Origin of the sequence: Curtobacterium sp. ER1/6 (assembly GCF_001742745.1) — a bacterium.
Lineage (GTDB): Bacteria > Actinomycetota > Actinomycetes > Actinomycetales > Microbacteriaceae > Curtobacterium > Curtobacterium citri.
Window position 1 is genome coordinate 279,673 of sequence record NZ_MJAK01000004.1, and the last position, 12,752, is coordinate 292,424.

Sequence of the window (12,752 nt, forward strand, 5' to 3'; positions counted from 1 at the left end):
GGGGAGTCACGTGGACCTGGAGGCCTACAGCGCGGTGCACGGCGACCGCTGGCAGGAGCTCGACCGGCTCGCCCGGACCCGCCGCACCTCCGGGGCGGACGCCGACCGGCTCGTCGCCGGGTACCAGGAGGCCGCCACCGACCTCGCCCGCATCCGCGGCGCAGCACCCCGCACGGCGACCGGGGACCGGCTGTCCCTCGTGGTGTCGCGGGCACGGCTCCGCTTCACGGGCACGCCGGTCGACCCGCTGACGGCGCTCTCGGCCTTCTTCGTCCGCCAGCTCCCCGCGGCGATGTACCGCATCCGCTGGACGACGCTGTGGGTGGGCGCCGCCACCGCGGCGATCGCCGTGATCGTGGCCGTGTGGATCACGACCACCCCCGGCGCCACGGCAACCTTCGGCTCACCGGCGGCACTCCGGCAGTACGCCACCGAGGACTTCCAGGCGTACTACTCGGACCACGGTCTCGGCGCGTTCTCGGCGCAGGTGTGGTCGAACAACGCCTTCATCGCCGCACGGATGGTGGCCTTCGGCATCACCGGCCTCTACGTGCCCGTCTCGATCGTGCAGAACGCCGTGAGCCTGGGCGTGTCCGCCGCGATCATGCACTCGCAGGGCCGGCTCGGGGACTTCTTCCTGTATATCGCGCCGCACGGACAGCTCGAGCTGTACTCGGTCTTCCTCGCGGGGGGAGCCGGTCTGATGATCGCCTGGTCCTGGGTCGCCCCCGGCGCGCGGACGCGGGCCCAGGCGCTCGCCGAGGACGGCCGAGCGCTGATCACCGTCGCGGTGGGTCTGGTCCTCACGCTGCTGCTCTCCGGCCTCGTCGAGGGCGTCGTCACCCGCCAGGAGTGGCCGTGGCCGGTCAAGATCGGCATCGGCACGGTCGCCCTCGCCGCGGTGCTCTGGTACCAGTGGGTGCTCGGCGGCCGCGCGCACCGTGCGGGCGAGCGCGGTGACGTCGAGGAGTTCGAGCGCGGCGCGACCGCGCTCACCGCCGGCTGACCGGCGTCAGAGCCGCCCGGTCGCCTTGGCGCGGACGTACGCGTCCGCCACGGCCGGCGGGACCTGCTCGGGCGTGCCGCGGACGACCTCGGCCCCGGCGCGACGCGCGACGTCCCCGACACCGTCCGCGTCGAGCAGCGTGCGGGTCGCCGCAGCGCGTCGGTACACGTCGCGTTCGGCACCGGACCCGGACGGGAGGCCCGGTACCCGTCCGCCCCGCCGGTCCGGTTCCGCGCGTCCCGGCTCCGGGACCCCGTCCGCCATCCGCTCGACGGTCGGGTCGGTGACGCTGGTCACGACGACGGCGTGCCGCCGCGTGAGCCGCGGGAGCACGGCGAGCAGGTCCGCCGAGGCGCCGACGGAGTCGAGGCTGGAGACGAGCACGACGAGGGAGCGCGAGGTCGTCACCGCGTCGACCAGGCCGGGCACCGCCGCCCAGTCCGTCGCCGCGAGCCCGGGCTCCGCGAGGGCGAGGGCCTCGCCGAAGCGCCGGACGACGTCGGTCCGCGTCGCGCCGTGGACCCGCTGGCGCACGCCGTCGTCGAGCACGACGAGGTCCACGCGGTCGCCCGCCGCCGACGCGAGCGCGCCGAGGAGGAGCGCCGTCTCGATGAACGTGTCGAGTCGGGGCTCGTCCTCCACCCGACCGGCTCCCGCCCGACCGCCGTCGACGACCACGACGACCCGTCGGTCGCGCTCGGGACGCCAGGTGCGGACCACCAGGTCCTGTCGTCGGGCGGTGGCGCGCCAGTCGATCGACCGCACGTCGTCGCCGCGGACGTAGTCACGCAGGGAGTCGAACTCGGTGCCGTGGCCGCGGAGCTGCAGGGTGGTTTCGCCGTCGAGCTCCCGCAACCGCGCGAGCCGCGAGGGCAGGTGGCGGCGTGAGCGGAACGGTGGCGTGACGACGAGTTCCGCGGGCGCCGCGACGACCCGCTGCCGGGCGGCGAGCCCGAGGGGGCCGGCGGCCCGGACGGCGACACCGGTGGTCGAGCGCCGCCCACGGCGGAACGGTGCGAAGCGGACGCGGAGCGCGCGGCGCTCCCCGGAGGGCACCGTCGCGCGGAGTCGTCGGGGCGTCTGACCCGCGGACGGCTCCCACATGTCCCGGGCGAGGGCGCGCAGGGTGCGGGAGCCGTCGTTGACGAGGACGAGGGTGCCGTCGGCGGTCGTGCCCCGTCGCGCGAGCCGCGGCATCCGGCGCTCGACCCGCACCTGCCGCAGGTCCGCGGCGAGCAGGACGTCGAGCCCCGCGGCGAGCACGACGACCACCACCCACGCCACACCGGCCCACGCGCTCCCGAGCAGCACGACGGGGACGATCGCGACGGCGAGGAGCGCGACGAACCGACCGGAGACCGCCACTAGAACGGGACCCGGACCTGCTCGACGACCTGCTGCAGCACGCCCTCCGCACCGACGCCCTCGAGCTCGGCGTCCGCGGCCACCCGGAGCCGGTGCCGCCAGACCGGCAGGAGCATCGCCTGCACGTGGTCCGGGGTGACGGCGTCGTACCCGGTGAGCCAGGCCCACGCCTTCGCCGCGGCGAGGAGCGCGGTCGCGCCGCGCGGGCTGACGCCGACCCGGACCGACGGCGCCTGTCGTGTCGCGCGGGCGAGGTCGACCACGTACGCGAGGACGTCGTCCCGTGCTCGGACCGCGCGGACCGCCCGCTGTGCCGCGAGCACCTCGTCGGCGCCGAGCACCGGTCGGATCCCGGCGGAGCGGACGTCCCGCGCGACGAAGCCGTCCGCGTGCCGGCGCAGGACCTGCCACTCGACGTCCCGCGGGGGCACCTCGAGCGTGAGCTTCACGAGGAAGCGGTCGAGCTGTGCCTCGGGCAGCGTGTAGGTGCCCTCGAACTCGATCGGGTTCATCGTCGCGGCGACGAGGAAGGGCTCGGGGAGCGGGCGTGCCTCGCCGTCGACGCTGACCTGGCGCTCCTCCATCGCCTCGAGCAGCGCCGACTGCGTCTTCGGCGGCGTCCGGTTGACCTCGTCGGCCAGCAGCACGTTCGTGAACACCGGTCCCTCACGGAACGGGAAGGTGCCGGTCGACGCGTCGAAGACGAGCGATCCCGTGACGTCGCCGGGCATCAGGTCGGGCGTGAACTGGATGCGCTTGGTGTCGAGCGACATCGCTGCCGCGACGCTCCGGACGAGCAGGGTCTTCGCGACCCCGGGGACGCCCTCGAGCAGCACGTGCCCCTGCGCCAGGATGCCGACGATCATGCCGGACACGGCGCCCTCCTGCCCGACCACGGCCTTGCCGACCTCGGCGCGCAGGCGACCGAAGGCCTCCCGGAGCGGGTCCGGGACGGCGGCCGTCGGGGTGTGGGCGGGGGACGGATCGGTCACGGTCGTGCTCCTCGTCGGTTGCGGTGGGTCGTGGGTGTGGTCGTGGGTGCGGTCGCGGTGGAGCCGGCGGCCACCTCGCCGGTCGCCGTGCGGACGGCCCGCTCGAGCTCGTCGAGGGCCGCGGCGCCGTCGACGAGGGCGCGGTCGTCGTGCGTCGGCCCACCCACGAGGACGGCACCGACGGCGGTGTCCGGCCGCCCGGTCGCGCGGGCGGCGGCGCGCACGACCTCGTCGACGTGTGCCCCCGGTGGGAGACCGAGCCGGCGTGCGGTCCGTCGGATGGCCGCGATCCGGAGGGTGTCGAGGGCGTGCGTCCGGTCGCGGGTGCGGGCGTAGAGCCGGGCCCGGCCCTCGGTGGTCTCCGCAGCGCGCACCACGACGGGCATGCGCTCGACGACGAGCGGCCCGAGTCGCCGCCCGCGCCAGACGCCCGCGGCGACGGCGACGAGCCCGAGGAGGAGCAGCGCCCCGGGCACCCACGCTGGTGCCAGCGAGCCGAGTGTCGGTGCGGCGTCGGCGGAGGACGTCGTCGGGGTGTACCAGACCAGGCGGTCGTCCGCGCCGAGCAGCGCGAGCCCGAACGCGGCGTTGCCCGCCGTGGTGACCGTGTCGTTGCGGAACGCCGCGGTGGTGCCGACGAGGGTCACGTCGCCGCCGGCCGTGGAGGTCCGGACCAGGCCGGCGACGCGGTCGTCGCCGGTGCCGGTCGGGACGCAGAGGTCGGTGTCGGCCGGTGGGCGGGCCGTGTCGGTCGGGCGGTAGCCGGACCCGGTGCTCGTGATCCGTCCCGCGGCCTCGGCGGCCGGGATCGCGCACCCGGCCGTGGAGACGACCGCGTCGCCGGTGACCGGACCGGCCGGCTCGACGCCGAGGCCGAGCGCCTCGAGGGACGTCGGGTCGTCGGAGAGCAGGACGACGTGCCGTGCCTCGCGGCCGAGCCGACGCGCGACCCCGGGGTCCAGTGCTGCGGCCGAGTCGTCGACGAGGACGGTGCTGCCCCGGAGGTCCCCGGCGTCGAGCCGGTCCACGCGGTCGACGACGTCGACGGTCGTCCCCTGCTGCTCGAGCACGCGGACGAGGGCCTTCGCACCGCTGGCGGTCGCGGACCGGGGGTCGAGCGGGTCGCGGGTCGGACCGGTGGACGACTGCACCGCCGCCGTCAGCGCGGCGAGCAGCACACCCACGAGGACGACGACGACCCAGAGGACGACCCGTCCGCCGCGACGGTGCGGACGGGCGTCGGCAGCCGGTCCGGCACCGGCGGTCGGGGGAGCGCCCGGCGCCGCGGTCGTGGTGCTCACGCGGGGACCGCCGGGACGGCCTGGGGGCGTGCCGTCCGTACGGCCTGCTCGGTGTCGAGGACCGCCCGTGCGACCGCCTCGTCCGCCGAGCGGCCGAGGTACCGGACGTCGTCGAACGCGCGTGCCGCGGCATCGATCCGCTCGGCCTGCTCGGGGAACAGCGGTGCCGCACGGCCGGCGACCGCCCGGGCCGTCGCACCGGGCACGTCGCGGACGAGGTCGCGTTCACCGAGCCCGCGGGCGAGCGCGCGGTAGCCGTCGAGGACGGCACCGGACCAGTCGCCCGACCGCAGCGCTGCCCGGCCGGCATCGCCGAGTTCCCGCGCCGAGCGGAGGTCCTCGGCGTCGAAGACCGAGCCGTCCGACGTCGGTGTCGTCCGTGGTCGACGACGGGGCAGGCCCCGGGCGACGACCACGAGGACCACGACCGCGACGAGCACGACGACCGCGATCGCGAGGAACGTGTGCGTGAGGACGGGGGAGTCGAGACCACCGACCCGGAACGACCCGAGCCAGTCGAGGAACGCCCGGGAGGCACGGTCCCACCAGGTGACCCGTGCGCCGTCGTACTCGGACCGCTCGAGTTCGCGTTCGAGGAGCCGTCGGGCCTCGTCCGCGCCGAGGCTCACGCGCCGCCGTCCGACGGGTGCCGCCCGGGTCCGCCCTGGTCGTGCGGTCCGGGCCACTGCTGCTGCGCGCCCGGCCACGGCTGTCCGGGCCACTGCTGCCCGGGCCACTGCGGTCCGGGACGGGACGACCGGTCGACGGCGGGTGCCGGTGCGAAGGGGTCGGCGGGCTCGCCGGTCTCGAGGTGCGCGAGGATCCGCTGGTCGAGCGCCTCGGTCCGGATCCGCCGGTCGATCGCGAGGAACGTCACGATCGACGCGCTGAGCACGTCGGTCGTGCACTGCACGGCGATGGTGAGCAGCGCACCGACGACGACGGCCGCGACGGCACCGGGCCCGACGCCGGCGCTCGCGTCGGTCTGCCCGAGCGGGTCGAAGGTCCCGGCGGCGAGCACCGTGGCGAACGTCAGCGGTGTGGCCGCGATCGACGCCGCGATCCCGAACACCACCCGCACGAGCAGGACGATGCCGAGCGTGCGCCAGAACGCGCCGCGGGTGAGCCGCCACGACTGCGCCGCCGCCGAGAACACCCCGCGGCCCTCGAGCGCGATGGTCGGCACGGTGAAGGCGAACTTCGTCCCGAGCCACGCGACCGCGAGGCCCGCGACGACGAACAGCAGCAGGATGACGGCGATGTACCCGCCGACGCCGGATGCGCCCGCCGACAGGGCCCCGAACGCGCCGAGGACGAGGGCGACGAACACCCCGCCGAGCACGGCACCGGCGGCGAGCTGCAGCAGGATCCACGCCAGCACGGACCAGCGACGTCCGGCCAGGAGCGACCAGAGCCCGCGGAAGCTGCCCCGGCGACCGAGCACGCGCTGGCCGGTGTCGGCCGCCACCGGTGCGACGAGGAACGCACGGCCGAGCGAGGCGAGGAACGGCAGGCCGACTGCGAGCAGGAGGTACGAGGTGACCGAGCCGGCGAGGACGTCGTCGGAACCGCTGCCGCCGTCGAGGGCGGAGGCCATCCGCGATTGGACGACCTGCTGCCCGAGCGTGCTCGCGAGCGTCGACACCAGCCCGAGCACACCGCTGAGCAGCAGGCTCCAGAGCAGCAGGACGCGCGCGTTCCGACGGAACACCGTGAAGGCACCGGCGAGCACGTCCCCGAAGCCCAGCGGGCGGAGCGGCACGGCGGGCCGCTGCGGCGGCCGCGGCGGCTCGCCGTGCTGCTGCTGCTGCCACTGCTGCTGGTGCTGACCCGGCCACGCGCCGGACGGCTGCTGCGCCGGGGGCCGGGTCGGGCCTCCCGTCCGGTCGTCGCCGTCGCGCGAACCCGGAACCTGCCAGTCGGACATCGCCGCCCCCTCGTCCTGCACCGGCCGCGCAGCGGAACGCGCGACCCGACCCATCCTGCCGGAGAACGCCGCTCGACGGGTGCTCGGCTATCGTGACCGTAGGTGCCGGTCCGGCACCACCGCCCGCCACACGGAGTCCACGCCCATGACACCGCGCATCCTCGTCGTCGACGACGACCAGGCCCTCGCCGAGATGATCGGCATCGTCCTCCGCTCGGAGGGCTACGAGCCGGAGTTCAGCGCCGACGGCAACGACGCCGTCGAGGCGTTCCACGGCACGAAGCCCGACCTCGTCCTGCTCGACGTCATGCTCCCGGGCATCGACGGCATCGAGGTCTGCAAGCGCATCCGTGCCGAGAGCGGGACGCCGATCATCATGCTCACCGCCAGGGGCGACACCGCCGACGTCGTCGCCGGGCTCGAGAACGGCGCGGACGACTACGTGGTGAAGCCGTTCAACCCGAAGGAGCTCGTGGCGCGCATCAAGACGCGGCTCCGTCCGACGGCCGCCGACGCGTCGGTGCTGCACGCCGGCGACCTGACCGTCGACGTCGCCGCGCACGAGGTCCGTCGGGGCGACACCGTCATCGCGCTCACCCCGCTCGAGTTCGACCTGCTCCGTGCGCTCGCCGAGAAGCCGAACCAGGTGTTCACGCGCGAGATGCTCCTCGACCAGGTGTGGGGGTACCACTACAAGGCGGACACCCGGCTCGTGAACGTGCACGTGCAGCGCCTCCGCGCGAAGATCGAGCACGACCCGGACAACCCGCGGATCGTCACGACCGTGCGCGGCGTCGGCTACCGGGCCGGAGGAGCCTGAGCACCGTGCCGCCGGGACCGTCTGGCGCACCCGCCCCGGACCGGACCCCCACCGGTCCGGCGTCGGCGGCTCCCGGCGCGTCCGCGGGAGCCGGTGCATCCGCGGGAGTCGGCGCGTCCGCGCGCGGCCCGCTCGCGGGGGCTCCCCGGCAGCAGGCGGGCCGCGACCTGCTCGCCCGCGGCTGGGCGCTCCGCGCCCGTCGGCGCGCTCGCCGGTGGGTCCGACGGGCCTGGTACGCCGTCGCGTGGCTGTGGCGTCGCTCGCTGCTCGTCCGGTCGGTGGCGATCACCGTCGCGACGAGCGGGCTCGCGGTCGCCGTCATCGGCACCGCGGTCATGATCAGCATCTCGAACAACGTCTACGCGCAGCGTCGGGACCAGATCGAGGCCGAGTCGGCACGAGCAACGGTCGTCGCCCAGGGCATCTTCGACGCCGCGACCGCCGCGTCCGACAACAACCAGACGGAGCTCGAGACCCTGCAGAGCGAGGCGCAGGAGGCGATCCTGTCCAACACGACGAGCCCGGGCGGCACGAGCATCGCCATCGAGCGCTCGCCGGGGCAGTCGAGCCCGCAGACCCTGCAGAACCTTGCCAGCCAGGACTTCCCCGACGCGGTCATCACCGACGCACTGCGGCGCGAGGTCGGCCGCGACACCGGACGGCTCAGCCTGCAGCCCGTCCGGCTCGAGGACGGCGGCCGGAGCGAACCCGGGCTCGCGGTGGGGTCCGTGCTGCAGGTCCCGAGCGCGGGGCAGTACGAGCTCTACATCGTCTACGACCTCTCGGACGCCCAGCAGACCCTCGACTTCGTGTCGCAGACGCTGTCGATCGGCGGCGTCGCGCTCATCGTCCTCATCGCGCTCGTGACGTCCCTCGTGGTGCGGCTCGTCGTCGTGCCCATCCGCGGCGCCGCCGAGACGAGCCGGAAGATCGCCGCCGGTCGGCTCGACGAGCGCATCCCGGTGCGCGGGCACGACGACATCGCGATCCTGGCGCGGAGCTTCAACGACATGGCGGACGCGGTGAGCCGGCAGATCACGCAGCTCGCCGAGCTGTCCCGCGTGCAGCAGCGCTTCGTGTCGGACGTCTCCCACGAGCTCCGGACGCCGCTCACCACGATCCGGTTGGCCGGGGACATGCTCTTCGACTCGCGCCACGCCTTCGAGCCGTCCGTCGGGCGGTCGGCGGAGCTGCTCCACGCCCAGGTCGAGCGCTTCGAGCTGCTGCTCGCGGACCTGCTCGAGATCTCGCGGTACGACGCCCAGGCCGTGCAGCTCGACACCCAGCCCGTCGTGCCGGCGTCGCTCGCGGCGGACATCGTCGAGGAGTTCCAGCCGCTCGCCGAGCGCGCCGGCACCGAGCTGCAGCTCGTGACCCCCGGCGGGCACACCACGATGCAGCTCGACGCCAAGCGCATCCGACGCATCCTGCGGAACCTCGTCGGCAACGCCATCGAGCACGGCGACGCCAAGCCGGTGCAGGTCGTCGTGGACAGCGACGCGCGCTCGGTCGCGATCGCCGTCCGCGACCAGGGGGTGGGCATGCCCCCGGAGGACGCCGCCCGCGTGTTCGACCGCTTCTGGCGCGCGGACCCCTCCCGCCGCCGCACGATCGGCGGGACCGGCCTCGGGCTCGCGATCTCGCTCGGCGACGCGAACCTGCACGGCGGGCGGATCGACGTGTGGTCCCGCCCCGGCGAGGGCTCCACGTTCGTGCTGACCCTGCCCCGCGGCGAGTCGCTCGGCACGGCGACGTCCGCGATCCCGCTGCCCGACCTCGACGACGCCTACGACGGCCCCCGCGCCGTCCGGGAGGACGACTGATGCGCTCCAGGTTCCGCACCGCGGTCGCGACGACGCTCGCCGCCCTCGCCCTCGTCGCGCTCACGGCGTGCGCGGCCATCCCGACCGGCGGCGCCGTGCGCTCCGGGCAGTCGATCAAGGACGAGTCCATCTCCGGGGTCGACTACCGACCGGACCGTCCCGTGCCCGGTGCCGACCAGACCGCCGTCCTGCGCGGCTTCGTCGCCGCCGGCACCGGTGCCCAGGACGACTACGCCATCGCGCGGGAGTTCCTGGCGAAGGGCTTCGCCGACGACTGGAACCCGCGTCGCGGCGTCACGGTGACGCAGGGGAGCGCCACCGTCGACCGCGTCGCCGACCGGGAGCTCACCTACACGCTCACCGCGAGCGCCACCGTGGGTGCGGACGGGGAGTACACGCAGGCCGTCCGACCCACCACCTCCACCCTGACCTTCCAGTTCGTCCGCGAGGACGGGCAGTGGCGGATCGCCTCCGCACCGGACGGGATCATCCTGACGCCGGTGAGCTTCGAGTCGGTCTTCGAGCAGCACGCCCTGTACTTCTTCGACCCGTCCTACGACTACCTCGTGCCCGACGAGCGCTGGTTCCTCGCCCGGTCCTCGACGAGCACCCGCATCGCGAGCGCCCTCATCGCCGGTCCCGCCGACTGGCTCAAGGGCGCCGTCGTCTCCGCGTTCCCCGAGGGCACGCAGTTGTCGCTCAACGCGGTCTCCATCGAGAACGGCAGGGCGGTCGTCGACCTGTCCAGCGACGCGCTCCGGTCGAGCAACGACGACAAGCTCCGGATGCGGGAACAGCTCACGCGGTCCCTCGCCTCGGTCGCGTCCGTGTCCTCGGTGTCGATCACGTTCGAGGGGGCCACCTTCACCCCGCCGGAGCAGACGGGTGCGTCGGCACAGGTGAACCCCGACGTCGACCCGCGCCCGCTCGTCGACCGCGACGACCAGGTCGGCTACGGCTCCGCGAACGGGAAGGTCGCGTCGCTCGGCGGGGGTGCGGGTGCCGCCGTCGCCGCGCTCGACCCCACGTCGTTCTCGCTGTCCGCCTCCGGCTCGGTGGTCGCCGTCGGTAACGACAGCGGCGTCGTGGTCGTGCGCGGCAAGCAGGCGGTGCGCATCGACGCGACGGACGACCTGGTGCCGCCCTCGATCGACGACCTCGGCTTCGTCTGGGTCGGCGGTGCGGGCGACACCGGTTCCGTCACGGCGTACGGCCTCGGCGGCGACCCGCACGAGGTCGCGACGAAGCTGCCGCGGGGCGGCCTCGTCTCGTTCCAGGTGTCCCGGGACTCCACGCGTGCACTCGCCCTCATCGAGACGTCGGACGGGCCGGCCCTGTACGTCATGGCGATCCTGCGCGACGGCGACCGCACGCCGACGGCCCTCGGGTCGCCGGTCCGGGTGCAGGCCGCCATGGGCAACGCCGTGGGTGCAGCGTGGGTGAACGACAGCGACGTGGTGTCGGTGGGGCAGACGGACGACGGGCCCGACGTCGTCCGGTCCACGGTGGGCGGCCAGTCGGCCGTCCTCCCGGAGCCGGACGGGGTCGCGCGGTCCGTCACCGGGGGCAGCGGTGGCTCGATCCTGCTCCGGATGGCGGACGGCTCGGTCCTGCAGTCGACCGGCGGCCGGTGGGACACCACGGGCATCGAGGCGGACGTGCTCGGCACCCAGCGCTGACCACTCGTCGCCGCAGGGTGCTCCTGCACAGGCGTCTTGGCCGGGAGGCCCGTCCACCGTCGGCGGGATCGGCGCGCCGGCACAGGTGGCCGGGTCCGACCATGGGGGCATGCACCCGACGTCGTCTCCCGTCCGCCGCCACAGCTCGCCTGCCGGGACGTCCCGGCCTTGGTTGGACGCGGTCCTCGCCGTCCTCGGGCTCGTGCTGCCGGTCACGTGCGTGTGCTGCGGTGCCCCCGACCGGGCGTGCTGCGCGTCCTGCCGTGCCGGGATCGACGCCCGTCCCCGCCGCCGACGGCTCGTCGCGGGTGTGCGGCTCGACGCCGCCTTCGCCTACGAGGGACCGGTGCGGGTGCTCGTCCTCGAGCTCAAGCTGCGGGGCCGGGTCGACCTCGCGCCGGTGCTCGCCCCACGGTTCGGGGCGCTCGTGGCCGCCGCGCTCGCCGATGCCCCCGGAGCGCTCCTGGTCCGGGTGCCGCCGTCACGGGCCGGTGCCCGACGGCGGGGCTTCGACCCCGTCGACCTGCTGCTGCGGCGGTCCCGCGCGCCCTTGCGGGCGCGTGCGCGGTCGCTGACCCGGCGGCGCCCACCGCGACCGCGCGGGGCAGTCGGCCCCGGTGCCGAGACCGCCGGGACCGTCGGGGCCCACGGGACCGTCGGGGCCCACGGGCAGAAGGGGCGCTCCGCCCTGGAACGGGTCGAGGCCACCGTCGGCACGCTCCGCGCACACGGTGTCGCGGGTCGCGACGTGGTGGTCGTCGACGACGTCGTCACGACCGGCGTCACGATGGCCGAGGCGGTCCGGGCGGTCCGTGCCGCGGGCGGTCGCGTGGTGCGGTGCGTGGCGCTCGCCGAGGTGCCGGAGTGAACGGCACGGGTGCGGCGGGTTACGGGCCGGTGTCGCCTGGGCATCCGGTGGGTGTCCGGCGCGACCCGCCCGGAGGTGGTGACGCCGTCCGGTCGGGGGGTCTAGCCTCGCGGCAAGGCGTTCGGGATCGCCGGATGGAGGCGACGCGCCGAAGTACGGATGGGAGCCGCCACATGGACGTGACGATCACGGGCCGGAACGTCGGGGTCACCGATCGATTCCGCACCTACGTCGAACAGAAGTCCGAGAAGATCGACGTGCTCGCCGACCGCGCCCTCGCCTTCGAGGTGCGCCTCAGCCGCCACAACGAGAAGTCCGGCGGTTCCCAGGGCGAGGACCGCGTCGAGCTCACGCTGATCGGTCCCGGACCGCTCGTGCGGGCCGAGTCCGCCGCGTCGGACAAGTACGCGGCGTTCGACCTGGCGTTCGCCCGCATCACCGAGCGCCTGCGCCGTGCACGCGACCGCCGCAAGGTGCACCGCGGGCGCCACCGCCCGACCTCCGTGGCCGAGGCCGCGGGCACCGGTTTCGAGCACATGGACGTGACGCCGGCCGACGGGCGGCTCATCGAGACGGTCGCGACGGGCGCCGTGCCCGTGGTCGAGGAGGCCCACGAGGACGACACCGAGGTGTACTCGCCCGTGGTCATCCGGCACAAGGTCTTCGAGGAGGCCCCGATGACCGTCGACGACGCGCTGTACCGGATGGAGCTCGTGGGACACGACTTCTACCTGTTCGTCGACGCGGAGACCCACCGCCCGAGCGTCGTCTACCGCCGCAAGGGCTGGGACTACGGCGTGATCGGCATCGACGACGGCGGCCACGGCGCTGACGCCCCGGCGGACGCCGACGCGTCGCGCACCGCGGCGATCGCCTGACGGGTGTCCCGGGCGGGTGTGCGCGGTCCCGGCGGCCGCGCACACCCGCCTCCCTCCCAGCGCCCGGGCCGCGCGGGTTGCTAGCATGACTGG

At 74.9% G+C, this 12,752-nt stretch carries 11 protein-coding genes; 6 read left to right on the forward strand and 5 right to left on the reverse strand.

Annotated features, from left to right (window positions below; translation table 11 throughout):
- The first annotated feature begins 10 nt into the window (after positions 1-10).
- Positions 11-1,006, forward strand: a complete 996-nt coding sequence (locus Cus16_RS08940) for a stage II sporulation protein M (RefSeq protein ID WP_069712269.1) — start codon at positions 11-13, stop codon at positions 1,004-1,006.
- A gap of 6 nt (positions 1,007-1,012) precedes the next feature.
- Here Cus16_RS08940 and Cus16_RS08945 read toward each other — a convergent pair whose 3' ends face one another.
- Genes Cus16_RS08945 through Cus16_RS08965 form a run of 5 tightly spaced genes read right to left on the reverse strand, consistent with a single transcriptional unit; the run spans position 1,013 to position 6,591 of the window.
- Positions 1,013-2,371 carry a DUF58 domain-containing protein gene (locus Cus16_RS08945; RefSeq protein WP_069712270.1) on the reverse strand — a complete coding sequence of 453 codons (1,359 nt, stop codon included), beginning with the start codon at positions 2,369-2,371 and terminating at the stop codon, positions 1,013-1,015.
- A complete protein-coding gene (locus Cus16_RS08950) occupies positions 2,371-3,363 on the reverse strand; it encodes an AAA family ATPase (RefSeq protein ID WP_069712271.1) in 993 nt (330 codons plus the stop codon). The genes Cus16_RS08945 and Cus16_RS08950 overlap by 1 nt, the downstream gene beginning before the upstream one ends.
- Positions 3,360-4,664, reverse strand: coding sequence for a DUF4350 domain-containing protein (locus Cus16_RS08955; RefSeq protein ID WP_069712272.1), 1,305 nt, complete (start codon positions 4,662-4,664; stop codon positions 3,360-3,362). The genes Cus16_RS08950 and Cus16_RS08955 overlap by 4 nt, the downstream gene beginning before the upstream one ends.
- Positions 4,661-5,293, reverse strand: a complete 633-nt coding sequence (locus tag Cus16_RS08960; protein WP_141718892.1) for a DUF4129 domain-containing protein — start codon at positions 5,291-5,293, stop codon at positions 4,661-4,663. The genes Cus16_RS08955 and Cus16_RS08960 overlap by 4 nt, the downstream gene beginning before the upstream one ends.
- Complete coding sequence (locus Cus16_RS08965; protein ID WP_141718893.1) at positions 5,290-6,591, reverse strand: glycerophosphoryl diester phosphodiesterase membrane domain-containing protein; 1,302 nt, start codon at positions 6,589-6,591, stop codon at positions 5,290-5,292. Before Cus16_RS08965 ends, Cus16_RS08960 begins: the two co-directional genes overlap by 4 nt.
- Positions 6,592-6,736: 145 nt before the next feature.
- Here Cus16_RS08965 and mtrA point away from each other — a divergent pair, with 145 nt between their 5' ends.
- The 5 genes from mtrA (at position 6,737) to hpf (ending at position 12,659) form a co-directional block, all read left to right on the forward strand.
- Entirely contained in the window at positions 6,737-7,411 is a 675-nt protein-coding gene (mtrA, locus tag Cus16_RS08970) for an MtrAB system response regulator MtrA (protein WP_069712275.1), read from the forward strand.
- 5 nt (positions 7,412-7,416) lie between these two features.
- Positions 7,417-9,234, forward strand: coding sequence for an MtrAB system histidine kinase MtrB (mtrB, locus tag Cus16_RS08975; RefSeq protein WP_223246566.1), 1,818 nt, complete (start codon positions 7,417-7,419; stop codon positions 9,232-9,234).
- The gene (locus Cus16_RS08980; protein WP_069712276.1) at positions 9,234-10,913 is read left to right on the forward strand and encodes a GerMN domain-containing protein; all 1,680 of its coding nucleotides are present in this window, start codon (positions 9,234-9,236) and stop codon (positions 10,911-10,913) included. Before mtrB ends, Cus16_RS08980 begins: the two co-directional genes overlap by 1 nt.
- Positions 10,914-11,085: 172 nt before the next feature.
- Positions 11,086-11,781 (forward strand): phosphoribosyltransferase family protein, encoded by a 696-nt coding sequence (locus Cus16_RS08985; RefSeq protein ID WP_069712277.1) that lies wholly within the window; start codon positions 11,086-11,088, stop codon positions 11,779-11,781.
- Between the two features lie 173 nt (positions 11,782-11,954).
- Positions 11,955-12,659, forward strand: a complete 705-nt coding sequence (gene hpf, locus Cus16_RS08990; RefSeq protein ID WP_069712278.1) for a ribosome hibernation-promoting factor, HPF/YfiA family — start codon at positions 11,955-11,957, stop codon at positions 12,657-12,659.
- The last annotated feature ends 93 nt before the right edge of the window (positions 12,660-12,752 follow it).

What these genes read in the sequence shown, in the direction of transcription:
- Cus16_RS08965 (WP_141718893.1), bottom strand. Translation starts at nt 6,591, where the DNA reads ATGTCCGACTGGCAGGTTCCGGGTTCGCGCGACGGCGACGACCGGACG.
- mtrA (WP_069712275.1), top strand. Translation starts at nt 6,737, where the DNA reads ATGACACCGCGCATCCTCGTCGTCGACGACGACCAGGCCCTCGCCGAG.
- Cus16_RS08980 (WP_069712276.1), top strand. Translation starts at nt 9,234, where the DNA reads ATGCGCTCCAGGTTCCGCACCGCGGTCGCGACGACGCTCGCCGCCCTC.
- hpf (WP_069712278.1), top strand. Translation starts at nt 11,955, where the DNA reads ATGGACGTGACGATCACGGGCCGGAACGTCGGGGTCACCGATCGATTC.